A 21,526-nucleotide genomic window follows, 5' to 3' on the forward strand; every position below is an offset into this window, starting at 1 on the left:
GATTTTCTTGAAGAAAATATTGGCTGGGGAACCTGGATTCGAACCAAGACTAACGGAGTCAGAGTCCGTTGTTCTACCCTTAAACTATTCCCCAGCAAGGATTGCAAATTAATCTCTTATCGAGAGTTTGCAATTGCGACAGGAGCGTGAAGCTCGTTCGCGACGGCCTCCATCTAGCGAACTCAAACCGCGAACGCAACCCCTTTCTTTGAAAAAAGAACAGCAAATTTAGCTATCCCCAATTTGTCGAGCCGCAAGGGCCTCAAACAGTCGCAAAGCTTGGCCTTTCGTCCGGTGGTCAAGCGGACGGCGTGAATTGACACGGCTTTAAAATAAAAAGGCCCGGCCAGCGGAGGAGCGGGCCGGGCAAAGGGCAGGCTGGCCGAGAGGGGACCCGGCTTGTGAAGGTGGCGCCTGCCAGATGTTCCGTCGGCAGTTCGGGCGGAGAGTTGTCTTCGCCCGAACCACTTGGATTCAAGAGGCTGCTGAAGCACTTGGCTCAGCAGATATGCCGTGTGGCCTCGATGCGGCGTTGCGCATCGGCCAGCGAGCGCAGAACACGTGTCGGATTTTCTTTGCCGCGATAATGCGTCGCCGTATAGACATCACCGCGATGCAGGCCGATGTCGCGCAGAAGATAATCGTCAAGCTCGTTCAATTGCATTACGTGCTGTCGATTGCGGAAAATCATCCAGCGACGCAGAGCCGACGTAAACACAGCTTTCACCGTTTGCGCGAACGTGGAGGTCGCTGCGCTCGTTGCCGGTAAATAGGTCGTCGTTGTCTTGCTTATCGCTGTCATGTCCGCTCTCCTTTAAATCAGCGGTGCTAAGGGGTTCTCATCGTCAGGGTCATGCGCTTTCGCGGCTCCTTTCCTCTACGATGGCTGCTTTATCCAACAATCGAATTGATTGTTCCAACGAATGTTTCTAATGTCATTCTTCAATAATAGTGATGGATAGCGCCCATGAGCACGCCTCTGGATCTGGATCAGTTACAAACCTTCATCGCGATAGCCGACACTGGCAGTTTCACACGCGCTGCCGATGCGATTTTCAAGACACAATCGGCGGTTTCCATGCAGATGCGGCGGCTTGAGGAACGGATCGGAAAGCCGTTGTTCGAGCGGGACGGGCGCTCCAATCGTCTGACTGAAGATGGCGACAGGCTGCTGCTTTATGCGCGGCGGATGATGCAGCTGAATGGCGAAACCATTGCGGCTTTCGATGATACGCAACTGGAAGGGCATGTCCGCATCGGAACACCCGATGATTATGCCGACCGCTTCCTGCCGGAAATCATGGCGCGTTTCGCCCGCTCCAACCCGCGCGTTGAACTGTCGGTGGTCTGCGAGCCGACGGTCAATCTCGACGAAATGATCCGTCGCGGCACGCTGGATATTGCGCTGGTCACCCAGTGCGACGACAAGCGCCGTTCGGAGGTGGTGCGTACCGAGCCGCTACTCTGGGTTACCTCAGCCAATCATGCCGTGCATGAGGAAGCCGTTCTGCCGCTTGCGGTGGGACGTCCGACATGCATCTGGCGTCATGCGGCAATTGAAGTGCTGGAGGCGGCGAAACGCGATTATCGCATTATCATCACAAGTTGGTCTGCGACGGTTTCGGCGGCTGCGGTGCTGTCCGGCCTTGCCGTCTCGGTGCTGCCGGAATGTGCGTTGCGCCCGGGTATGCGCGTGCTGGGCGAGGCGGACGGATTTGGCACCTTGCCGGAATTTGGCATTGGCATCATGCGCGGTCTGAACAAGCAGAATGGGGTGGTGGATGCGCTGGCGCAGCACATTATCGAAAGCCTCGACAATATTTCGTCGCCTCAGCCGGTGGGCATTGTCGGCGTGATGAATTCACCGGAAATCTCTTCGTTTCCGGCGGTTCGCACGCGGAGGGTGCGGGCCAATGAATTGCTGCCTGGCTGGTAAGGCCAGTTGTGATCGAACTGTAAATTGCCGTGTGGCTGCTTGACCAGCCATACCGGCTAATGGCCTATGATGGGATGAGCATGGGTTCCGATTCGAGTTTTACCGGCACATCGTCGAATGTCGCCGAGTATAGCGTTTCCGAGATTTCCGGCGCTTTGAAGCGCACGGTCGAGGATACGTTCGGCCATGTGCGCGTGCGGGGTGAAATCTCCGGTTACCGCGGGCCGCATTCTTCCGGCCATGCCTATTTTGCCTTGAAAGACGACCGTTCGCGGCTGGAAGCCGTGATCTGGCGCGGCTCCATGGGCCGCCTGCGGTTTCGTCCCGAAGAGGGTATGGAGGTCATCGCCACCGGCAAGCTGACCACCTATCCGGGATCGTCGAAATATCAGATCGTCATCGAGCAGATGGAGCCTGCGGGCGCCGGTGCGCTGATGGCGCTTTTGGAAGAGCGCAAGCGCCGCTTAGCGGCGGAAGGCCTGTTCGATCCGGCGGTGAAGCAGCTTCTGCCCTTCATGCCGCGCGTGATCGGGGTGGTGACATCGCCCACCGGCGCCGTCATTCGCGATATTATTCACCGCATTTCAGATCGCTATCCGCTGCATGTCATCGTCTGGCCCGTCCGCGTGCAGGGCGAGACGAGCGGTCAGGAAGTGGCAGCTGCCGTGGACGGGTTCAACGCGATGCCGGAAGACGGTCCCGTGCCGCGTCCCGATGTGCTGATCGTGGCGCGCGGTGGCGGCAGTCTGGAAGACCTGTGGGGCTTCAACGACGAAATCGTCGTGCGTGCCGTGGCGGCGTCGCATATTCCGGTGATTTCGGCGGTGGGGCACGAAACCGACTGGACGCTGATCGATCTTGCTGCCGATGTGCGCGCACCGACCCCGACTGGAGCTGCGGAAATGGCCGTGCCGGTCAAGGCCGATCTACAGGCAACGCTTGCCGGGCAATCGGCGCGGTTGGCCTCTGCTATGTCGCGCTTCATTGATTTGAAGCGGCAGGCGCATCGCGCGGCAGCGCGCGCGCTGCCGTCTGCCGATCAGTTGCTGGCCTTGCCACGCCGCCGTTTCGACGAATCCGCGTCACGACTGACGCGGGCGCTGTTCGTCAACACACAGAAGAAGCGCGTTCACTTTGAAGGGCGCGCCCGTCAATTGTCGCCGCGCCTGCTGCAACGCCGCTTTGTTGAGCAGCAACGCACCATGTCGCTGCTTGGCCAGCGACTGCCGCGTGCGCTGGAAGCGTTTCTGCGTGAACGTCGCACGGCGCTTTCGCATCGCGCAGACCGGCTGGTCCCTGAACCGATTTTGCGGCGCACCCGCCTTGCCACATCGGCGGTCGAACAGCTGGATCGCAGGCGCGATCAGGCGGTGCGGCTTTTGATCGAACGGGCCAAACGGCGCGGACAGGAACTGGAACGCCTCATGCGCACCCTGTCTTATGAAAGCGTGCTGGATCGCGGCTTTGCCATCGTGTTCGATGCGGAGGGGAACCCGGTCAAGCAGGCTGCAAATGTGGCTGCGGGCGATGCTCTGTCGCTCCGCTTCCGTGACGGCGACGTGGCGGTGGTCGCCGATGGCGGCGCAGAGGGCGAATCGCCAGCCAGGCCGAGCGGGACGAAAAAGCCTGCATCGTCCCGTCCGGGTGGGCAGGGATCGCTATTTTAGCAACACTCGCAATCTCTTGAATGCCGAATTGAGAGGCGCCCGCTCACAGGGGCGTTTCTCTTAAGGCTGGCTTAAGCTTGGCCTTTTCTTTCTCGCACATCCGAAATGATCGGCACAATTCCGGCGCGAACGAACCTCGTTCATTGCCGCGATGCGTGTCCAACAAAGAGTTCAAGGATGTCGCGTAAAAACTCCCAGGACGCCCCATTTTCCGGTCTGAAGACGGCTGCGTTCAGCCGCCGCAGCTTTCTGATTGGCGCCAGCGCCGTCGCCTTGTCAGGCTGTGTTTCGACCGCCCAGCCGCCGCAACCGACCCCGCCCGTCAAGAAGCCGGTCGCCCCGTCGCAGCCGGTGCCGCTCATGTATCAGGCCATGCCGGAAGAGCAATTTCCGCTCCCTGCGGTTGATATCAGCAAGGTCGATCAGAAATTCTGGCGGCAGGAAGTCGATTACCCGACATCCGAGGTGAAGGGCACCATCATCGTCGATACGCCGAACAAATATCTCTATCACGTGCTCGGCAACGGTCGTGCTATGCGCTACGGCATCGGCGTTGGTCGTGATGGCTTTGCCTGGGCGGGTCGGGCCGTGGTCGCCTACAAGCGCCAATGGCCGCGTTGGACACCGCCGGATGAGATGGTCGCGCGTCAGCCAGCACTCCAGCCTTACAGCATCGCCAATGGCGGCATGCCGCCCGGCCTGAAGAACCCGCTTGGCGCGCGCGCCATGTATATCCATAAGGATGGTCGCGATACGCTATATCGTATTCACGGATCGCCGGAAGCATGGAGTATCGGCAAGGCCGTTTCCTCCGGCTGTATCCGTATGCTCAATCAGGATGTGATCGACCTTTATAACAATGTGCGCGATGGCAGCACGATTGTTGTGATCCCCGATCCGACAAAGGGTCAACAGGTCACGAGCTGATCTGGGGCACATCTCGAAAAACAAAAAGGGCGCGAAAAACGCGCCCTTTTTGTTTGGGTGTTTCTACCGGCTCGAAGCTCAGTAGGCATATTCCAGGAAGATCGGCTCGACGGAACCGGCCCAGATGCTGTTGTAAGCTTTCAGCATGCGCTCGGCATCGGTGATGCCAGCGGCGACGATTTCTTCCAGCGGGGCCAGGAAGTGGGTTTCGTCAAAACCTTCCGGGTTCAGCTTGTTGCGGTTCTTCAGGCCAAGACGCGAAATCTTCAGCGTTTCGCGGGCGATGCCTTCCAGCGGCTTGCCGCGGAATGTTGCAGTGAGCGCCTTGGTCGGCACGTCATTGCGCAGCGCCAGAACCTCTTCATAGGTCCAGTCCTTGGTCAGCATTTCGGCTGCCGTCAGCGCTTCTTCGTCATAGAGCAGGCCGACCCAATAGGCGGGCAAGGCGCAGATGCGCCGCCACGGGCCGCCGTCTGCCCCACGCATTTCGAGGAAACGCTTGAGGCGCACTTCCGGGAACAGCGTTGAAAGATGGTTGGTCCAGTCGCCCATATTCGGCACCGGATCGCTGACTTCACCCTTCAATGCGCCGTTCATGAACTGGCGGAAAGTGACATGGGTGCAATCGTGATAACGGCCATCGCGCAGGATGAAATACATCGGAATATCAAGCGCCCAGTTGACATAGTCAGCAAAGCCGAAATTTTCCGAGAAGACGAAAGGCAGCACACCGGCGCGCTGGTTATCGGTATCGCGCCAGATGCTCGAGCGCCACGACAGAAGGCCGTTCGGCTTGCCTTCGGTGAAGGGTGAGCTGGAAAACAGCGCGGTGGCGACCGATTGCAGTTTCATCGAAACCTGCATCTTGCGGCGCATATCGCGTTCGGAGCTGAAATCGAGGTTCACCTGAATGGTCGAGGTCCGGTACATCATGTCCAGACCTTCATGGCCGACCTTCGGCATGTAGTTGGTCATGATCTTGTAGCGAGACTTCGGCATGACCGGAGTTTCGGCCAGCGTCCATTTCGGGCTGCCGCCGACGCCAAGAAAACGAATGCCCAGAGGCTCGGCGATTTCACGCACCTGGCTCAAATGGGCGTTCATCTCGCGGCAAGTCTGGTGAATGGTCGTAAGCGGCGCGCCGGAAAGCTCGAACTGGCCGCCCGGTTCCAGCGAAATTGCGCCCTGTCCGGTCGGCTCCACCAATCCGATTATGTTGCCTTCATCCATGATCGGCTCCCAGCCGAGCATGGCCTGCATGCCTTCCAGAATAGCTTTGATGCCGCGCGGACCCGCATAGGGAACGGGGCTGTTGTCCGCCGTATAGAAGGGGAATTTCTCGTGCTCGGTGCCGATGCGCCAGGCATCCTTGGGTTTGTTTCCCCCGGCAAGATAGATCGCAAGTTCTTCAACGCCCGTCAGTGCCGTTTCGTCAGTCGTATCGCGCGCCATACAGTCTATCCCTGGTCGTATTTCAGCTTGTCAGCGTGATTGGACAAATTTGTCAAATCACGCAAGTCAATTTCATTGAACGATCGATTTAGAGAACATCATGCCGCATTTCTCCAGTCACCGAGAATGGCCTGTACCAGAGCCATAGCCGCAACCGCAGCCGTATCCGCCCGCAAAATGCGGGGGCCGAGCGGAATGGCAGTCACGAAGGGCAGGCGATGCAGCAATTGCCGCTCTTCTTCCGAAAATCCGCCTTCCGGGCCGATCAGAAGTCCCATCGGCCAGGGCTTCGATTGGGGCTTCAAACCTTGCAGAATGCTCAACGGGTCGTCCGATTCGTGGCCTTCGTCGCAAAAGATCAGGCGGCGAGACGGGTCCCACTGGTCGATAAAGCGGTCGAAGCGCACTGCGTCGCGGCATTCCGGCAGGCTGAGCACGCCGCATTGCTCGGCAGCCTCGATGGCATTGGCCTTTATCTTGTCGGTGCTGAGCTTCGGCACCTGCGTGTGCTGGGTGACGACCGGCTGCAATACGCCTGCGCCCATCTCAACAGCCTTTTGCACCATATAATCGAGGCGGCCCTGTTTCAGTGGTGCGAAACAATAGACGAGATCGCTTGGCGTCGGCTGCGGGCGCGTCTCCTCAACAGGTACGAGCAGAACGCGCTTCTTGCCTTCCGGCTTCAGCCGGACCTTCCATTCACCGTCGCGCCCGTTGAAAGCGAGAACTTCATCGCCTTCTTTCAGGCGCAGCACGTGAGTGAGATAATGCGCAGCCTGCGGCGCAGCCTCGACCGGTGTGTCCGGGGCGAGGTCATCCTCGATATAAAGTCGTTGCATTCTGTAATTGGCACGCATGTTCGCATCGATGGCAGAGGGAAAGCCCGCCGGTCAAGCGCTTTGTGTTGCTGTTCTGCCAGGCTGCGGATTGAAAACCGCTCTCACTTGAAGAAAAGCTTACACAAACAATTGATGGGAAATGTCTGGTGGTTGAATCTAATTAGATTGTATCCATATAGGTATGAAGCTATCTATTTGAATGGAATTGAAGTGATGAAACAAGCTTGGGTCGAATTCGCGCCGCTTCTTGCAAGCACTGCCAGAGGATGGCGGAAAGCCTTTGATGCGGCAATGGCGGAGCACGGTCTTTCCGATGCGAAAGCCGTTCCGCTGATGACCCTCTTGCGGCATGGCGATCTGATCCCCCAGGGGGTGCTGGCCGAACGGGTTGGCATCGAGGGGGCTACGATCGTTCGTGTCGTCGATGAGCTGGAGAAGGATGGCCTGATCCTGCGCGTCGCCGACGATGCCGATCGTCGCGTCAAACTCATCCAGTTGACAGAAGAAGGCCGCACCGTCGCCACCAAGGTGGAAAAATCTGCGGCACGTCTTCGGACGCAGTTCTTAAGCGATTTCGACGCCGAACAGGTCGATGTCGCCATGGAAGTTTTGCGCAAGCTGAACGAGAAATTCCTCAACCTTTAAACAAACGCTGCCTTCGAAAATCATGACCAAGCTTGCCGAAACAACACCGAAATTCTGGGATGTCGTCTTTTCCTTGAAGACGTTCGCCGCCGGTATGCTTGCCCTGTGGATTGCGCTGATGGCCAATCTGCCGAACCCGTACTGGTCGGTTGCCGCCGTTTACATCGTCGCACATCCCCTTTCGGGGGCCACCACATCCAAGGGTATCTACCGTCTGATCGGCACGATTATCGGCGGCGCGGTGACGATCCTTTTCGTGCCGCATCTGATCAATTCGCCGGAGATTCTGACTGTCGCCATCGGCCTGTGGATGGGCGTCTGTCTGGCGATCAGCCTGCTTGACGGCACGCCGCGCAGCTATCTGTTCATGCTCGCCGGTTATACCGTGGCGATTGCAAGTTTTGCCGTGGTTTCCGTTCCTGAAACCACCTTTGATTATGCGCTTGGCCGCGTCGAGGAAATTGCCATTGGTATTATCTGTGCGGCAGTGGTCAACCGCCTCGTCTTTCCGCGCCACAGTGGCCCGGTTCTGGTCGGTCGTATCGACAACTGGCTGCGTGAGGGTTCACGGCTGGCCGTCGCCACTATGCGCGGCGAGGGCTCCAGCCCGCAATTCCTTCGCGACCGCCAGCGTCTGGCCGCCGATGCGCTGGAACTGCGCAACCTGACTACCCATGTGGCCTATGACACCTCGTCGATCCGCGGCGTCGGAACCATGCTGCATGTGCTGCAACAGCGCATGGTGGCCGTGCTGCCGATCATTTCCAGCCTGCATGATGTCATCGTGCTGAAGCCCGGTGAGGGTGAAAAGCCATGGCATCCCGCAGTCCAGAAGCTTCTCGACGAAGCCTGCGACTGGCTTGAAAGCGGTGAAAACCTGAGCGACGAGCGCCGCGCGGTTTTGTTGAAGCTGATCGACGAGATCGAGCGTCATGGCAAGGATGCCTCGAGCTGGGGCGAGCTTTTGCCGTTCAATGTGGCAGCGCGTGTGCGCGATCTGGTCCAGATCTGGAGCGATTGTATCACGCTGCGTCAGGATATCGTGTCCGGTGCGAAGCGCGGTCATGCGCTGCGCTGGCGTCGTTACGACGCCCATCTCAAGGGACGTCCGGCGCACCGCGATTATGGTATGGCGTTTCTGTCGGGCTTCTCGGCCTTTCTCGCAACCGGCGTGGCAACCGCTTTCTGGATCGCTACAGGCTGGTCGCAGGGCAGCGCGGCCGCGATGATGGCAGGCATTTTCTGCTGTATCTTCGCGACGATGGACGATCCCGTGCCGGTGATGCGCAAGTTCAACTGGCTGCTGCTCATCGTGATTCTGGCCGCTTTCGTCTTCGAATTTGCGCTGCTGCCGCTGGTGGACGGCTTCTTCCCGCTGGCGCTGGTGTTGGGTCTCTTTCTTGTGCCTGCCGGTGTGCTTCTGGCAATTCCATCGCAGTTTCTGCTGGGCATGGTGCTCTGTGTGAACCTGCCGAACATGCTCATGCTGCAAAGCCACGCCACGTCGGATTTCGTGACCTTCGCCAATGCCAATCTGGCGACGGTTATCGGTATCGTCATCGCTGCGGTGGTCACATCTATCGTGCGCTCGGTCGGTGCTGAATGGAGTGTGCGTCGTCTGGTCAAGGCTGGCTGGCGCGATATCGTTGCGGCAACCGAACGCGGTCCGAGCCGTCATCGCCGGCAGCATATGAACCGCCTGTTGCTGCGCATGATCGACCGCATCGGCATGATGACACCGCGTCTGGCGCTGATTCCGTCGGCGGATGTCGCCAAGGTCGATCTGCTGCGCGACCTGCGCAACGGGATGAACACCATCGACCTGCAACAATACCGTGCCAAACTGGCCGAGCCTTGCCGCGATGCGGTGGATGCGGTGCTGGACGGTGTCGGCGCACATTATCGTTCCCTGTCCAAGCATGGACCGGACGGTCAGTCGCGCAAGAATACCGATGAACAACTGCTCGCCTCCATCGACAAGGCGATAGCGGCGATCATCGAAAGCGGTTCGCCCGCTGTTGCCCGCCGTCCGCGGCTTGCACTGGTGGCGCTGCGTTTCAACCTGTTTCCCAAGGCGCCGCCATTCGCTTTGCCGCCGCGCCCGCAATTGGAGCTGCCGCAAGCTGCCTGACACACAGCCACCGGAAGAACAGCCCCGTGAAGACCTGAATGTGAACGATCATGAGACCTGAACTCGATATATACGGGATTTATATCCCCACCCTGGGCGTGCTGGCGCTTGGCGCCTATGTCCTCAATACGATCATGCAGCGCCTGCTGGCGCGCGTGCGTTTCTACCGTTTTGTGTGGCACCGGCCCTTGTTCGATGCCGCCATGTATTTCTGCATTCTTGGCGCTGCCGCCATTATCTTGAACGGAATAGACTGATGAAAAAGCTCTTCGCACATACTGGCCGGGTTTTTCTCACCCTCGTCATGGTCACAATGGCGGGGCTGCTTGGCTGGCATCTCTGGGATTACTACATGAATGCGCCGTGGACACGCGACGGCAAGATTCTTGCCGATGTGGTGCGCGTTGCGCCCGACGTTTCGGGTCTGGTGAGCGAGGTTCTCGTTCGCGACAATGAGAACGTCAAAAAGGGCGATGTGATTTTCCGCATCGATCAGGCGCGTTACAAGCTGGCGCTGCAGACGGCTGAAGCCAAGGTTGACAGCAGCAAGGCTGCGCTCGACATGGCCGATCGCGATCTTGTCCGTTATCGCCAGCTCAACGACACGACCGTGACCCGCCAGAAGCTGGAACAGGTCGAAACCACAGCCATGCAGGCTGAGGCGGCTTACCGTCAGGCCGGTCTGGATCGTGATCTGGCCGCACTCAATATGGAGCGGTCTTCGGTCAAGGCGACGGTCAACGGCGTCATCACCAACTTCTCGCTCCAGCCGGGCGACTATGTCACCGCAGGTTCTGCCGTGACGGCGCTGGTGGACACGGATTCCTATTATGTCTCGGGCTATTTCGAGGAAAACAAGCTTGAGCGTATCAAGATCGGCGATCCGGTTCTGGTTGATGTGATGGGCAGCAAGGTACAGCTCAAGGGCAAGGTGGAAGGCATTGCCGGCGGTATCGAAGATCGTGAACGCACCGCGACCACCAGCCTGCTCGCCAATGTCACGCCGACTTTCAACTGGGTGCGCCTTGCCCAGCGCGTGCCGGTCCGGGTGAAACTGGAAGAGGTGCCGGAAGGCGTGCACCTCGTGGCGGGCCGCACCGTCAGCGTGTCGGTCGTCGAATAATCGGCATCCAACTGATTAAAGGCCCGGCTGTTGTCCGGGCCTTTTTCGTGTTAGCCAATGGAAACGAGATTTATGGGGTGGTCTATGCGCGTATTGGTCGTCCAGAATTATGACGGTGCGGGGCTGGGGCAGATTGAGCCTGTCCTCACTGAAGCCGGTTATTCGATTGATTTGCGCCACCCCTATAATGGCGATGCGCTGCCCGCCGATGACAGCGAACATAATGCGCTGATTGTTCTGGGCGGCGAGCAGAATGCGCTGGCCGACGCCGAATTTGCCTATTTCCCACATCTGCTCGATCTCATCCGCGGCTTTGGCGACAAGGACAAGGCCGTGCTCGGCATTTGCCTTGGTAGCCAGCTTGTGGCGCGCGCCTATGGCGGCGAAAATATTCTCGACCGTCCGATGGAGTTCGGCTGGCAGGAAGTCCGCCTGACCGATGAAGGGCAGCGCGATCCGGTTCTGTCGACGGCGGGCAATGCATTTCCGATCTTCCACTGGCACCGGGATACATTCACCCTTCCTGAAGGGGCGGTGCATATGGCGTCGAGCGACATGACGCAGAATCAGGCCTACCGGATTGGCCGGGCAGTCTATGGCACCCAGTTCCATTTCGAGGCCGATACCGGGCTGGTCAAACAGTGGAATGCCCAACTCGCCCACGAAATCGAAGACTTCGCGCCGGGCTGGGACAAGGCCTTTCCGCAACTGGCCGAGGGCGTCGGTCGTTCTTCCGACAAGGCGGGTGCTGCGCTGGCCAAAGCCTGGATCGGCCGAATCTAGAGCGGGCAAAACCGCTCTTGCGATTCCCGGTCGCCCGCACGATGAGGAAGACTTCCGTGCTTCCGCTACAAGCTTGTAAACCCAACATTAACCTTAAGGATAAGCTTCGCGTTGCTGCTTTGCCACATCCTGTCAGCAATGCGTGGATTTGTGAAAAAAGCGCGGTGAACGACGCCGTCGTTCAGTTGCGGGTAACTTTTATCGGGTGTAACTGAACGCCGTCTCCCGGGCAATGATCGGTCGGGCAGGGCTTCACGCCATGCTCGTAACGGCGGCTCGTTTTATCGAATTTCATCCGGCAACCGTCGAGAGAGTTTCCGAATATGACCGCCAAGCATGCCGCCCTTCTTACCGTCCTGATGGTCTCCGCGATCGTGTTCATGGCAGTTGGCATGTTCACCGTCGATGCCGGTAACACCATGGTTTCGAGCGACGGTTACGGAATTTCCAGCGCTCACTAATTTTGGTTATCGCGCTTCGATGAAGCGCTTTTCCACGCCGTCGATTGCTATTGCCGAGAGCAGGCCGCTCTTCCAGGCATAGGTGTCGAGATTGACCCGGTTGGGTTGAACATCGACTGCAGCTTGCGGCGTGTGACCATGGATGATCACCTTTGCGAGGGGATCGGTCCATTTCAAAAACAGCGTCCTTATCCAGATGAGATCGTCAGGGTCCTGTTCTTCGAGCGGCAGGGCCGGATCGACGCCTGCGTGGCAGAAAAAGAAATCTCCGAACGAGAGCCAGCGCGGCATCGCGCGTATGAAATCGATATGCGCTTGCGGTATGGCTTTCACCAGCGCTTCGTGGCTGCGCCGGGCTTTATCCGTATCGGAAAAATCCAGTTCCACACCATAAGAGCGTCCGGTTTCCACGCCGCCATGCAAGGCGAAGATGCCTGCCGTGTCGCCGGTGGCGAGATAATTGAGAAAGCCTTCGTCGTGATTGCCAAGCAGCGACAGGATGCGCGGATCATGCGCGGCTGCATCAATGAGAAAGTCGAGCACTTCCTTCGATTGCGGCCCCCGGTCGATATAATCGCCAAGATGGATGATACGCCAGTCGTGAACGGGGCGATGATCGAGATCGGCACGGATCAATCCATGCATGTCCTGCAAGAGATCGAAGCGGCCATGCACATCGCCAATGGCATAAAGGCGGATGTTTTGCGGGCCGCACGCATCCTTGAAAATCACACCGGTCATTCGCCTTCGTCCTTCACTTCCTTCACCGCATTGGTGCCCGCACGCTGGCGGAAGCGCAGCCGCGAGACGCGCTCGCGTTCTTCGTTCAGCTCGCGGTCGTGCGTTGCCTGCTCGACGAAGCGGATATGTTTTTGCACCGCTTCGCGGGCCGCTTGCGGGTTGCCGGCCATCACCGCATCATAGATAGCGCGATGCTGCGAGAGGAACATGTCGGCGACGCCGGGATAGCTGTAGATCAGGCTGCGGTTATAAAACACGCCATCCTTCAAAAGCTGATAGCAGGAGCGCAATGTGTGCAGCAGCACGATATTATGCGCTGCTTCGCCAACCGCATTGTGCAGCTCGACATCAAGCCGCGCTTCGGTGTCGAAATCGCTCGCGCCATGCGCGGTTTCCATCGCATTCATGATTTCCGTCAGCAGCGCCTTATCAGCGGGCGTAGCCCGAAGCGCTGCGTATTCGGCGGCAATGCTTTCGATTTCGCGGCGATATTCCAGATAATCGGCGGTCGCCTTGCGATGATCGGCAAAAAGCTTGACCACGGGCGCGCTGAAGACCTGTCCGATGACATCGGCCACGAATGTGCCGCCACCGTGGCGGGAGGTCAGAAGGCCCGCCGTCTCAAGACGCTTCAGGGCATCGCGCAGGATGGGGCGGGAAATGTCGAACTGGCGCGCCAGCTCACGCTCGCCGGGCAGACGGTCGCCGCCGCGCAGAACGCCTTCCAGAATGAGCGTCTCGATCTGGTATACGACATCGTCCGCTGTGCGGCTCGTCTGTATGCGGGAGAAAATCGTTTCGGCCATGCCGTTCAAGCCCTTTGCGTATCGGCGGCAAGGTAGCCGCAAGGGACGGACCCGGCAACGGAATATATTGAAAATAAAGCCCGACTGGTGATCCAGCCGGGCTTTCTGACGGTTGGAAGAGGGGCGCTTTAAGCCTTTTTGCGCTTGCGCGTCGAAACAAGCACGAACAGACCGGCGACAATGCCATACATCGCCCATTTGAAGGGCAGCGCGTCAGCGGTTTCGCTGCGGATCGGCAGCACGGTTACAGTGCCCGGACGGCTTTCGAAGCCGGTCTTGCCTTCAGACTTCGCCTGCTCGATCTGCTGCGGTGACACGACCCATTCCGCACCGCGGGACTTGTCGTAGAACATGAAGCCGCAACCGACGACAACGGCAACGATGATGGCGAGAATAAAACGGATCGGAGTGTTCATTATCTTTCCTCAGGCTCGGAACAAAGCGACAGGTATTATGGGAGGAGATACCGTGCCGCATGTCTATGCGCGTTTTCTAATGCGTGCGTTACATAGCCAGCGAAAGACTTGGTGTCTATTTTTGAGATGCGACCTGTGGAGAACTGCCGCTCTCCCAATAAGGTACAGGGCCGTAAAGGTCGGCGAGATAATCTATGAACAGGCGCACCTTGGCAGGCAGGAACTGTTTCGAGGGATAGACCGCGTGAATGGCCACATTGCGTGAGGCGGTATAATCGGGCAGCACCTGCACCAGTTTTCCTGCCGCGAGTTCCGGGCCAATGTCCCATGTGGAGCGTTGCGCGATGCCGAGACCGGCCAGCACGGCCTCGCGCACCATTTCGCTGGAATTGGTCTGGAGCGGGCCGACCGGGCGAATGACAATCGGGCCTTTCGGCCCTTCAAGCCGCCATGGATCATTATTGTGCGGTGCAAGGCAGATATGCGCCTGCAAGTCTTCGATTGTCTCAGGCGTGCCGCGTTCTGCAATGTAACCGGGCGAGGCGACGAGCAGACGACGGACGGGCGCCAGCCTGCGGGCGACAAGGGTTGAATCCGACAATTCGCCGATGCGGATCGCCAGATCATAGCCGTCGCCGACAATATCGACCATTTCGTCGGTCAATTGCATATTGACCGTCAGGTCGGCATTGGCGCGCATGAAAGGCACCAGATAAGGGGCGATGTGCATGCGCCCGAAGGTCGTGGGAGCCGAGATTTTCAGCGTGCCACGCGCATCGGCGGAACGCCGCGCGACAAAAGCTTCCGCCTCTTCGATGTTCGACAGAATGGCCAGGACGCGCTCGTGATAGCCCTGACCGGCCTCGGTCAGCGCGATCTGCCGTGTTGTGCGTTGCAGGAGCCGGGTGCCAAGGCGCTCTTCCAGACGACCAAGGCGCTTGGAAACCACCGCGGGGGAAAGGCCGAGATCGCGAGCCGCCGCCGACATGCTGCCGGTTGCGACAACGCGGGCAAAGATTTCCATATCGGCCAGACTGCTGCTCATCATGATCGCGTGATCCCCCGGATTGCCCTGCGCTTCATTTGCATCTAGCCGAGCGGGGCAAAGCTCCGCAAGTAATTATGCCGCAGCGTGAAAACTGTTATGCGAACGGCGCAAGTGGTAAAAATGATTTACCACTTGACGAATACGGTGCAGGGTGCACTGTGCATGTTAGAGCTATTCCAGAAAAGTTTGGGTCTGTCCATCCAGTCTGGCATGGCTCCAAAGCGATGCGTTACGACCGCTCCGGTTCTCAAGCGAGGATGAAAGCCGGGACGGCATTTGAGGGCTGGCAGCGCCTTGACGAAAAGGGCCTGACCAGCGGCGGAGGAGCAAATGAGCGGATTGATTATGCCGGAGCCGGATGCGTCCGTCATGCAGCGGCGCGGGCAGATCGTGGATGATCTGCGCGGCATCGTACCGGGCGAGGGCGTGGTCGATACGGTCAATGCAATGCGGGTATTCGAGAGCGACGGCCTGACGGCGCATCGCTCACTACCGCTGGTGGTTGTGTTGCCGGAAACGGTCGACCAGGTCGCTCAAGTTTTGCGTTATTGCCACGAAAACGGCATTCGCGTCGTGCCGCGCGGCGCGGGTACATCGCTGTCCGGCGGCTCGATGCCCTTGCAAGATGCGGTGCTGCTCGGCATGTCCCGTTTCAACCGTATTCTCGAAATCGATTATCCGAACCGCGTTGCCGTGGTGCAGCCGGGCGTGACCAATCTGGGCATTACCAAAGCCGTCGAGCATGAGGGCTTTTATTATGCGCCCGATCCTTCGTCGCAGATTGCCTGTTCCATCGGCGGCAATGTCGCTGAAAACGCCGGTGGCGTGCATTGCCTGAAATATGGCCTCACCGCCAATAATGTTCTGGGCATCGAAATGGTGCTGATCACCGGCGAGGTTTTGCGCCTCGGCGGCAAGCATCTCGACAGTGAGGGCTATGATCTTCTGGGGCTGATGACCGGTTCGGAAGGCCTGCTCGGCGTGGTGACGGAAATCACGGTGCGCATCTTGCAAAAGCCGGAAACGGCGCGCGCCGTCATGGTCGGCTTTCCATCCAGCGAACAGGCTGGCCAGTGCGTGGCCGATATTATCGGCGCAGGCATCATTCCCGGTGGGATGGAGATGATGGACAGGCCCGCCATCAAAGCGGCGGAGGATTTTGTCCGCGTCGGCTATCCGCTCGATGTGGAAGCGCTTCTGATCGTCGAACTCGACGGCCCGCCGGTCGAGGTGGATCACCTGATCGGACGGGTCGAAGCGCTGGCGCTGCGCAATGGTTCCACGACCTGCATCCTGTCACAGTCGGAAGAACAGCGCCTTGCCTTCTGGGCTGGGCGCAAGGCGGCTTTCCCGGCGGTGGGGCGCATTTCACCCGACTATCTGTGCATGGATGGCACCATTCCGCGCAAGGAGCTGCCGCGTGTCCTGTCGGGCATGCGCGACCTGTCCGAAAAATACGGATTGCGGGTGGCCAATGTGTTCCATGCAGGCGACGGCAATCTGCATCCGCTGATCCTCTATGATGCAAATATTCCAGGTGAACTGGAAGCAGCGGAAAACTTCGGCGCGGACATTTTGCGGCTCTGCGTGAAAGTTGGCGGTGTTCTCACCGGCGAGCATGGCGTCGGCATAGAAAAGCGCGATCTGATGCCGGAAATGTTCAACGACATCGACCTCGACCAGCAGATGCGCGTCAAATGTGCTTTCGATGCCAAGCATCTGCTCAACCCCGGCAAGGTGTTTCCGCAATTGCGCCGCTGCGCCGAGCTTGGCCGCATGCATGTGCATCGTGGCGAACTGGCCCACCCGGATATTCCCCGATTCTGAATTGTGGTTTTGATCATGAGCGATGCAAATATTCTAAAGCCGCAGGATGAAGCGGGCGTTCTGGTTGCGGTGCAGGATGCGCTGGCCAGCTCCACCCCGCTGGAAATCATCGGCCATGGCTCCAAGCGCGGTATCGGACACAGCGTCGATGCCGGCCGCGTGCTCGACGTGTCGCGGCTTTCGGGCGTGACCTTGTACGAGCCGGACGAACTGGTGCTTTCGGCAAAGGCCGGAACGCCGATGGTCGAGATCGAAAAGCTTCTGGCTGACAACAATCAGTGTTTTCACTTCGAGCCGATGGATTACGGCCCGCTGCTGTCGGGCGAGGCTGGTCGCGGCACGATCGGCGGCGCGCTTGCCGCCAATCTGTCTGGGCCGCGCCGCCTCAAGGCGGGCGCTGCGCGTGATCATGTGCTTGGCGTGCGCGTTGTGTCGGGGCGTGGCGAATTGTTCAAATCCGGCGGTCGTGTGGTCAAGAACGTGACGGGTTATGACTTGTCCAAGGGCATGGCCAATTCCTGGGGCACGCTGGGCGTCGCCACAGAGGTGACGTTCAAGGTTCTGCCGAAACCGGAAACGGCGGCCACGCTCGTCGTGCGCGGGCTGACCGATGAACAGGCGGCGCGCGTCATGGCCATGGCGATGGGATCGCGCGAGGAAGTCGCTTCCGCCGCACATCTGCCGCCGACGGTTGCAAATCGCTTCCTTGATGGAAAGCTTGGCTGGGAAGCGGCGACTGTGTTGCGGCTTGAAGGTTTCGCGCCTTCGGTCGAGCATCGCAGCCGCCAATTGCAGGCGCTGCTTCGCCAATCCGGCGCGGTGGAAGCGCTCGACGGAGCGCAGTCGCAACAGCTTTGGCGCGAAGTGCGCGATGTCCTGCCTTATGCCAATGCGGGCGACAATCGTGCTGTCTGGCGTGTTTCGATGACGCCGATGCAAAGCTGGCAGATGGTGGACGAATTCCGCCGTCATGCGGGCGTCGACGCCTATTACGACTGGCAGGGTGGCTTGATCTGGATGCGGATGGAAGCTGACCCGGAAGCGCAGATCTTGCGCAAACTCATTGCCAGATATGGTGGCGGTCACGCGACGCTGGTGCGCGCGCCGGAGACGGTCCGTGCTGGCATTGATGTGTTCGAACCGCAGCCCGCAGCCCTTGCGGCCTTGTCGCAGCGGTTGAAGCAGCAATTCGATCCGGAAAATATTCTCAATCCGGGCCGTATGCATTCTCATCAGGTTGGAGCGTGACACGATGCAAACTCATTTCAGCCCCGACCAGCTGCGCGATCCTGGTGTTCAGGAATCGGAAAAAATTCTTCGCAAATGCGTGCATTGCGGCTTCTGCACGGCCACATGCCCGACCTATGTGACGCTGGGCAATGAACTCGACAGTCCGCGCGGGCGCATTTATCTGATCAAGGACATGCTGGAAAATGGCCGTCCGGCGGATGAGGAAGTCGTGCGCCATGTCGACCGTTGCCTGTCATGCCTCTCCTGCATGACGACCTGTCCTTCGGGCGTCAATTACATGCATCTGGTCGATCATGCCCGCGCGCATATCGAGAAAACCTACAAGCGGCCCTTCATGAACCGCTTTCTGCGTGGGGTGCTGGCGCAGGTTCTGCCCTATCCGGGCCGGTTCCGCGCCGCGCTGAAGCTGGCGAAACTGGGCAAGCCGTTTGCACCGCTTTTGCGCAAAAGCGACGCTCTGAAACCCATGGCGGCCATGCTTGATCTCGCGCCGCAAAACCTGCCAGCGGCAGTCCCTATCGAAACCGTCAGCGCCGCCAAGGGCGAAAAGCGCGGTCGCGTGGTAATTCTCAACGGCTGTGCGCAGCCTGTGCTCAATCCCGGTATCAACGCCGCCACGTTGCGGCTTTTGAACCGCTTCGGCATCGAAGTGGTGACACCGAAAGGCGAAGGCTGCTGCGGTTCGCTGGTTCACCATATGGGCCGCGAAGAACAGGCGCTCGAACAGGCGCGGCACAATGTCGATGTCTGGACGCGCGAGATCGAGGCCGGCGGTCTCGATGCAATTATCGTCACGGCGTCCGGCTGCGGCACCACGATCAAGGATTATGGTTACATGCTGCGGCTTGATCCGGCCTATCAGGACAAGGCTGCGCGCGTGTCGGCGCTGGCAAAGGATATCACTGAGTATCTGGTCGGCATCGACCTGCCGGAACCCGATGCGCCGCAGGCGCTGACGGTCGCCTATCACTCGGCCTGCTCGATGCAGCATGGGCAGAAAATCGTGCGACAGCCCAAAGACCTGCTCTCCAGGGCGGGCTTTACGGTGAAAGAACCGCTGGAAGGGCACCTCTGCTGCGGATCGGCTGGTACCTATAACATCATGCAGCCGGAGATCGCCGCCAAGCTGCGCGACCGCAAGGTGAAGAATATCGAGGCAACCGGCGCCGCTCTCATCGCAACCGGCAATATCGGTTGCATGACGCAGATTGCCACCGGCAGCAAATTGCCGATTGTTCATACGGTGGAGCTGATCGACTGGGCCTATGGCGGGCCAAAGCCGGTTGCGCTCTCAAGCTCCCGTCTTCACTGACGCGGCATAGTGCAACGGAAAGCCCTTGAAGCTTTTCGTTTCCTTCAAAACGAAGGTCGTCTGCATTTCCTTGATACGGGGCAGGCGGCGCAGGGTGGACATGGCGAAATCGGCATATGTGTCGAGATCGCGTGAGACCACCTGAAGCAGAAAATCGGCATCGCCAGCGATGCTGTAGCAGGTGATCACGTCGTCGAGCCCCATCAGCTCGGCGGCAAATTGCTCCGCCTCCAGCTCGCTGTGACTGTCAATCTTGATCCGCACGAAGGCCATGACGCCAAGGCCGATTGCCTTGCGATTGAGGCTAGCGCGATAACCATCGATCACGCCATCTTCTTCCAGCTTGCGCATTTTGCGCCAGCTTGGCGAGGTGGACATGCCGACCTGATCGGCCAGCGCCTGATTGGTCAGGCGACCGTCTTCCTGCAAAGCTTCGAGAATGCGAATATCGGAAGGTTCCAGCGCGCTCATGAAATCCACCTCAATGACGTCAGTTTAGGGTAGAATCTACCTTATCATGGCAATCAAAAGGTAAGAAAGGCAGGATCGACCAGAAGATGCAGTGTATTTCTCTCGCAGAAACACTGTAACTCTGGAGCCATCATGCAGGAAGATCTGCGTCTTGCCGTTATCGTCAACCCTGATCTGGCTCAAGGCCTGCTGGCAAACACAGTCGCGGCCATCTCGATCGGATTAGGCGCGCAACTGCCTTATGTTGCTGCGCGGCAGCTGGTTGATCGCTCAGGCGTTGCCATCGATATCAGCTCCGACCGTCCCGTGCCGATCCTGCAAGCGGATGCGGAAACAATCCGGTCGATCCTGTTAAAGGCATCGGGGCATGACAACAGGGAGGCGGTTGTCGCCTTTCCGGCATTCGCACGGGCAATGCATGTCTATGCCGAATATGAAACCACATTTCCGGACCGCGATCTTGCCGCCGAGGTCATTGATGGGGTGGGGATCGCCGGTCCTGCCAAATGGGTTCGCTCATTGACCGGCAGCCTGAAATTGCTGCGATAAAAAAGCCGGGCAATTGCCCGGCTTTTTGTTTATATGTTTTGAACTAGCCCGCCGAGAATGTCGCCGGGTTCGGGCCGATGCGGCCATCGGTCTTGTCCAGCTTGGTAATGGCATCGTGATCGGTGCCATTGAGGGTGAAATCGAAGACCTCGAAATTTTCCTTGATACGGGCAGGCGTTACCGACTTCGGAATGACGATATTGCCGGTCTCGATATGCCAGCGCAGGATGACCTGCGCAACGGACTTGCCGTGCTTGGCGGCAATCGCCTTCAGCTTTTCATCTTCCAGAATCTTGCCCTGTCCAAGCGGGCTCCAGGCTTCGGTGGCGATGTTGTGCTTGCCATGGAACAAACGCAGCTCGTCCTGCTGGAACTGCGGATGCAGCTCGATCTGGTTGAGAACCGGCGTTACGCCACTTTCCTTGATCACGCGTTCAAGATCGGCCGTGCGGAAATTCGACACGCCGATGGACTTCACGAGGCCTTCTTCCTTCAGCTTGATGAAGGCGCGCCAGGTTTCCATGAACAGGTCTTTGGAAGGCATCGGCCAGTGAATCAGATAAAGATCGACATAATCCGTGCCGAGCTTCTTCAGGCTGGTCGCAAAGGCTTTCAGCGTCGATTCATAGCCCTGATCGCTGTTCCAGAGTTTCGTCGTCAGGAAGATGTCGCCGCGTGCAACGCCCGAATTGTTGATGGCTTTGCCCACGCCTTCTTCATTGCCATAGATGGCGGCGGTGTCGATGTGCCGGTAGCCCGCTTTCAGCGCTTCGCTGACAGCTGTAACCGCTTCATCATTGCCCACCTGCCAGACACCGTAACCGAGCTGCGGAATATGGTTGCCGTCGTTCAGTTTTACGGTCGGTACGGTCATGATCTATCCTTTCCCTCCATCCAAATGCGACACCGGTTCATATTTCGGTACAGCCGCATTTGTGGCCGCCCTCTGGCGGCGCCGTCCATGTTTTTTCAAATCATCACTCAAATCATCATTGGCAGCATATGGGTGTTCGCGGGAAAAGCAAAAGCCTTTTCAGGTTGTTTTTGGGCCTGCGGCAGGTTGATTTCATCAAAAAATCCAATGTTTCAGTATTATGAATGTAAAAAAGCCGCCCTGCAGAGAGAGCGGCTTTGTTCGACT

General features: G+C 58.7%; 22 protein-coding genes and 1 tRNA gene. 13 read left to right on the top strand and 10 right to left on the bottom strand.

Features of this window, described 5'->3' with window-relative positions; all coding sequences use genetic code 11:
• Nucleotides 1-20 precede the first annotated feature (20 nt).
• Nucleotides 21-94, bottom strand: a tRNA-Gln gene (locus QBD01_RS21570).
• Nucleotides 95-499: 405 nt separating this feature from the next.
• Nucleotides 500-802 (bottom strand): DUF1127 domain-containing protein, encoded by a 303-nt coding sequence (locus QBD01_RS21575; RefSeq protein ID WP_280994471.1) that lies wholly within the window; start codon nt 800-802, stop codon nt 500-502.
• A 165-nt stretch (nt 803-967) separates the two neighbouring features.
• On the opposite strand from QBD01_RS21575, the gene QBD01_RS21580 reads away from it, so the two are divergent.
• The 3 genes from QBD01_RS21580 (at nt 968) to QBD01_RS21590 (ending at nt 4,530) form a co-directional block, all read left to right on the top strand.
• On the top strand, nt 968-1,936 hold the full coding sequence (locus QBD01_RS21580) for a LysR substrate-binding domain-containing protein (protein ID WP_280994472.1): 969 nt from the start codon (nt 968-970) through the stop codon (nt 1,934-1,936).
• An 80-nt stretch (nt 1,937-2,016) separates the two neighbouring features.
• Nucleotides 2,017-3,603, top strand: a complete 1,587-nt coding sequence (xseA, locus tag QBD01_RS21585; protein WP_280994473.1) for an exodeoxyribonuclease VII large subunit — start codon at nt 2,017-2,019, stop codon at nt 3,601-3,603.
• Between the two features lie 177 nt (nt 3,604-3,780).
• Nucleotides 3,781-4,530, top strand: coding sequence for a L,D-transpeptidase (locus QBD01_RS21590; protein ID WP_280994474.1), 750 nt, complete (start codon nt 3,781-3,783; stop codon nt 4,528-4,530).
• Nucleotides 4,531-4,608: 78 nt separating this feature from the next.
• Here the strand turns inward: QBD01_RS21590 and QBD01_RS21595 are convergent, their stop codons facing one another.
• Together QBD01_RS21595 and QBD01_RS21600 are read right to left on the bottom strand one after the other, a co-directional pair.
• Nucleotides 4,609-5,982: a glutamate--cysteine ligase gene (locus tag QBD01_RS21595; protein ID WP_113533895.1), complete on the bottom strand. Its 1,374-nt coding sequence runs from the start codon at nt 5,980-5,982 to the stop codon at nt 4,609-4,611.
• A gap of 98 nt (nt 5,983-6,080) precedes the next feature.
• Nucleotides 6,081-6,839: a 16S rRNA (uracil(1498)-N(3))-methyltransferase gene (locus QBD01_RS21600; RefSeq protein WP_280994475.1), complete on the bottom strand. Its 759-nt coding sequence runs from the start codon at nt 6,837-6,839 to the stop codon at nt 6,081-6,083.
• A gap of 195 nt (nt 6,840-7,034) precedes the next feature.
• Between QBD01_RS21600 and QBD01_RS21605 the strand changes: the two genes are divergently transcribed.
• The 6 genes from QBD01_RS21605 (at nt 7,035) to QBD01_RS21630 (ending at nt 11,964) form a co-directional block, all read left to right on the top strand.
• A complete protein-coding gene (locus QBD01_RS21605) occupies nt 7,035-7,466 on the top strand; it encodes a MarR family transcriptional regulator (RefSeq protein ID WP_182519525.1) in 432 nt (143 codons plus the stop codon).
• Nucleotides 7,467-7,488: 22 nt separating this feature from the next.
• Nucleotides 7,489-9,597, top strand: coding sequence for an FUSC family protein (locus QBD01_RS21610; RefSeq protein WP_280994476.1), 2,109 nt, complete (start codon nt 7,489-7,491; stop codon nt 9,595-9,597).
• Nucleotides 9,598-9,647: 50 nt separating this feature from the next.
• A complete protein-coding gene (locus QBD01_RS21615; RefSeq protein WP_078338977.1) occupies nt 9,648-9,854 on the top strand; it encodes a DUF1656 domain-containing protein in 207 nt (68 codons plus the stop codon).
• Nucleotides 9,854-10,720 (top strand): HlyD family secretion protein, encoded by an 867-nt coding sequence (locus tag QBD01_RS21620; RefSeq protein ID WP_182519527.1) that lies wholly within the window; start codon nt 9,854-9,856, stop codon nt 10,718-10,720. The genes QBD01_RS21615 and QBD01_RS21620 overlap by 1 nt, the downstream gene beginning before the upstream one ends.
• 84 nt (nt 10,721-10,804) lie before the next feature.
• On the top strand, nt 10,805-11,503 hold the full coding sequence (locus QBD01_RS21625) for a type 1 glutamine amidotransferase (RefSeq protein ID WP_280994477.1): 699 nt from the start codon (nt 10,805-10,807) through the stop codon (nt 11,501-11,503).
• Nucleotides 11,504-11,826: 323 nt separating this feature from the next.
• A complete protein-coding gene (locus tag QBD01_RS21630; RefSeq protein ID WP_280994478.1) occupies nt 11,827-11,964 on the top strand; it encodes a hypothetical protein in 138 nt (45 codons plus the stop codon).
• Between the two features lie 6 nt (nt 11,965-11,970).
• On the opposite strand, the gene QBD01_RS21635 is transcribed toward QBD01_RS21630, so the two are convergent.
• From QBD01_RS21635 to QBD01_RS21650, 4 genes are all read right to left on the bottom strand, one after another.
• A complete protein-coding gene (locus QBD01_RS21635; RefSeq protein ID WP_280994479.1) occupies nt 11,971-12,705 on the bottom strand; it encodes a metallophosphoesterase in 735 nt (244 codons plus the stop codon).
• The gene (locus QBD01_RS21640; protein ID WP_138783509.1) at nt 12,702-13,511 is read right to left on the bottom strand and encodes an FCD domain-containing protein; all 810 of its coding nucleotides are present in this window, start codon (nt 13,509-13,511) and stop codon (nt 12,702-12,704) included. Before QBD01_RS21640 ends, QBD01_RS21635 begins: the two co-directional genes overlap by 4 nt.
• 128 nt (nt 13,512-13,639) lie before the next feature.
• Nucleotides 13,640-13,927 carry a hypothetical protein gene (locus tag QBD01_RS21645; RefSeq protein WP_182519532.1) on the bottom strand — a complete coding sequence of 96 codons (288 nt, stop codon included), beginning with the start codon at nt 13,925-13,927 and terminating at the stop codon, nt 13,640-13,642.
• Between the two features lie 115 nt (nt 13,928-14,042).
• On the bottom strand, nt 14,043-14,972 hold the full coding sequence (locus QBD01_RS21650; RefSeq protein ID WP_078339071.1) for a LysR family transcriptional regulator: 930 nt from the start codon (nt 14,970-14,972) through the stop codon (nt 14,043-14,045).
• A 333-nt stretch (nt 14,973-15,305) separates the two neighbouring features.
• On the opposite strand from QBD01_RS21650, the gene QBD01_RS21655 reads away from it, so the two are divergent.
• From QBD01_RS21655 to glcF, 3 genes are read left to right on the top strand one after another with little or no spacing between them, the layout of a single operon-like run.
• Nucleotides 15,306-16,802 (top strand): FAD-linked oxidase C-terminal domain-containing protein, encoded by a 1,497-nt coding sequence (locus tag QBD01_RS21655; protein ID WP_280994480.1) that lies wholly within the window; start codon nt 15,306-15,308, stop codon nt 16,800-16,802.
• Nucleotides 16,803-16,817: 15 nt separating this feature from the next.
• The gene (gene glcE / locus QBD01_RS21660) at nt 16,818-18,050 is read left to right on the top strand and encodes a glycolate oxidase subunit GlcE (RefSeq protein WP_280994481.1); all 1,233 of its coding nucleotides are present in this window, start codon (nt 16,818-16,820) and stop codon (nt 18,048-18,050) included.
• Between the two features lie 4 nt (nt 18,051-18,054).
• Nucleotides 18,055-19,365, top strand: a complete 1,311-nt coding sequence (gene glcF / locus QBD01_RS21665; protein ID WP_280994482.1) for a glycolate oxidase subunit GlcF — start codon at nt 18,055-18,057, stop codon at nt 19,363-19,365.
• Here glcF and QBD01_RS21670 read toward each other — a convergent pair.
• The gene (locus QBD01_RS21670) at nt 19,345-19,836 is read right to left on the bottom strand and encodes an Lrp/AsnC family transcriptional regulator (protein WP_280994483.1); all 492 of its coding nucleotides are present in this window, start codon (nt 19,834-19,836) and stop codon (nt 19,345-19,347) included. The genes glcF and QBD01_RS21670 overlap by 21 nt on opposite strands.
• Before the next feature lie 132 nt (nt 19,837-19,968).
• Here QBD01_RS21670 and QBD01_RS21675 point away from each other — a divergent pair, with 132 nt between their 5' ends.
• Nucleotides 19,969-20,385, top strand: a complete 417-nt coding sequence (locus tag QBD01_RS21675; protein WP_280994484.1) for a DUF2000 domain-containing protein — start codon at nt 19,969-19,971, stop codon at nt 20,383-20,385.
• 43 nt (nt 20,386-20,428) lie between these two features.
• Here QBD01_RS21675 and QBD01_RS21680 read toward each other — a convergent pair whose 3' ends face one another.
• Nucleotides 20,429-21,259, bottom strand: coding sequence for an aldo/keto reductase (locus tag QBD01_RS21680; protein WP_280994485.1), 831 nt, complete (start codon nt 21,257-21,259; stop codon nt 20,429-20,431).
• Between the last annotated feature and the right edge of the window lie 267 nt (nt 21,260-21,526).

Source organism: Ochrobactrum sp. 19YEA23 (assembly GCF_029909865.1).
GTDB lineage: Bacteria > Pseudomonadota > Alphaproteobacteria > Rhizobiales > Rhizobiaceae > Brucella > Brucella gambitense.

Excerpts from the sequence above, each read along its gene's own strand:
- QBD01_RS21675 (WP_280994484.1), top strand. The coding sequence starts at position 19,969 with ATGCAGGAAGATCTGCGTCTTGCCGTTATCGTCAACCCTGATCTGGCT.
- QBD01_RS21620 (WP_182519527.1), top strand. The coding sequence starts at position 9,854 with ATGAAAAAGCTCTTCGCACATACTGGCCGGGTTTTTCTCACCCTCGTC.
- QBD01_RS21680 (WP_280994485.1), bottom strand. The coding sequence starts at position 21,259 with ATGACCGTACCGACCGTAAAACTGAACGACGGCAACCATATTCCGCAG.
- glcE (WP_280994481.1), top strand. The coding sequence starts at position 16,818 with ATGAGCGATGCAAATATTCTAAAGCCGCAGGATGAAGCGGGCGTTCTG.
- glcF (WP_280994482.1), top strand. The coding sequence starts at position 18,055 with ATGCAAACTCATTTCAGCCCCGACCAGCTGCGCGATCCTGGTGTTCAG.
- QBD01_RS21625 (WP_280994477.1), top strand. The coding sequence starts at position 10,805 with ATGCGCGTATTGGTCGTCCAGAATTATGACGGTGCGGGGCTGGGGCAG.
- QBD01_RS21655 (WP_280994480.1), top strand. The coding sequence starts at position 15,306 with ATGAGCGGATTGATTATGCCGGAGCCGGATGCGTCCGTCATGCAGCGG.
- QBD01_RS21600 (WP_280994475.1), bottom strand. The coding sequence starts at position 6,839 with ATGCGTGCCAATTACAGAATGCAACGACTTTATATCGAGGATGACCTC.
- QBD01_RS21670 (WP_280994483.1), bottom strand. The coding sequence starts at position 19,836 with ATGAGCGCGCTGGAACCTTCCGATATTCGCATTCTCGAAGCTTTGCAG.
- QBD01_RS21650 (WP_078339071.1), bottom strand. The coding sequence starts at position 14,972 with ATGAGCAGCAGTCTGGCCGATATGGAAATCTTTGCCCGCGTTGTCGCA.
- QBD01_RS21635 (WP_280994479.1), bottom strand. The coding sequence starts at position 12,705 with ATGACCGGTGTGATTTTCAAGGATGCGTGCGGCCCGCAAAACATCCGC.
- QBD01_RS21595 (WP_113533895.1), bottom strand. The coding sequence starts at position 5,982 with ATGGCGCGCGATACGACTGACGAAACGGCACTGACGGGCGTTGAAGAA.
- xseA (WP_280994473.1), top strand. The coding sequence starts at position 2,017 with ATGGGTTCCGATTCGAGTTTTACCGGCACATCGTCGAATGTCGCCGAG.
- QBD01_RS21590 (WP_280994474.1), top strand. The coding sequence starts at position 3,781 with ATGTCGCGTAAAAACTCCCAGGACGCCCCATTTTCCGGTCTGAAGACG.
- QBD01_RS21580 (WP_280994472.1), top strand. The coding sequence starts at position 968 with ATGAGCACGCCTCTGGATCTGGATCAGTTACAAACCTTCATCGCGATA.
- QBD01_RS21630 (WP_280994478.1), top strand. The coding sequence starts at position 11,827 with ATGACCGCCAAGCATGCCGCCCTTCTTACCGTCCTGATGGTCTCCGCG.
- QBD01_RS21615 (WP_078338977.1), top strand. The coding sequence starts at position 9,648 with ATGAGACCTGAACTCGATATATACGGGATTTATATCCCCACCCTGGGC.
- QBD01_RS21575 (WP_280994471.1), bottom strand. The coding sequence starts at position 802 with ATGACAGCGATAAGCAAGACAACGACGACCTATTTACCGGCAACGAGC.
- QBD01_RS21605 (WP_182519525.1), top strand. The coding sequence starts at position 7,035 with ATGAAACAAGCTTGGGTCGAATTCGCGCCGCTTCTTGCAAGCACTGCC.
- QBD01_RS21645 (WP_182519532.1), bottom strand. The coding sequence starts at position 13,927 with ATGAACACTCCGATCCGTTTTATTCTCGCCATCATCGTTGCCGTTGTC.
- QBD01_RS21610 (WP_280994476.1), top strand. The coding sequence starts at position 7,489 with ATGACCAAGCTTGCCGAAACAACACCGAAATTCTGGGATGTCGTCTTT.
- QBD01_RS21640 (WP_138783509.1), bottom strand. The coding sequence starts at position 13,511 with ATGGCCGAAACGATTTTCTCCCGCATACAGACGAGCCGCACAGCGGAC.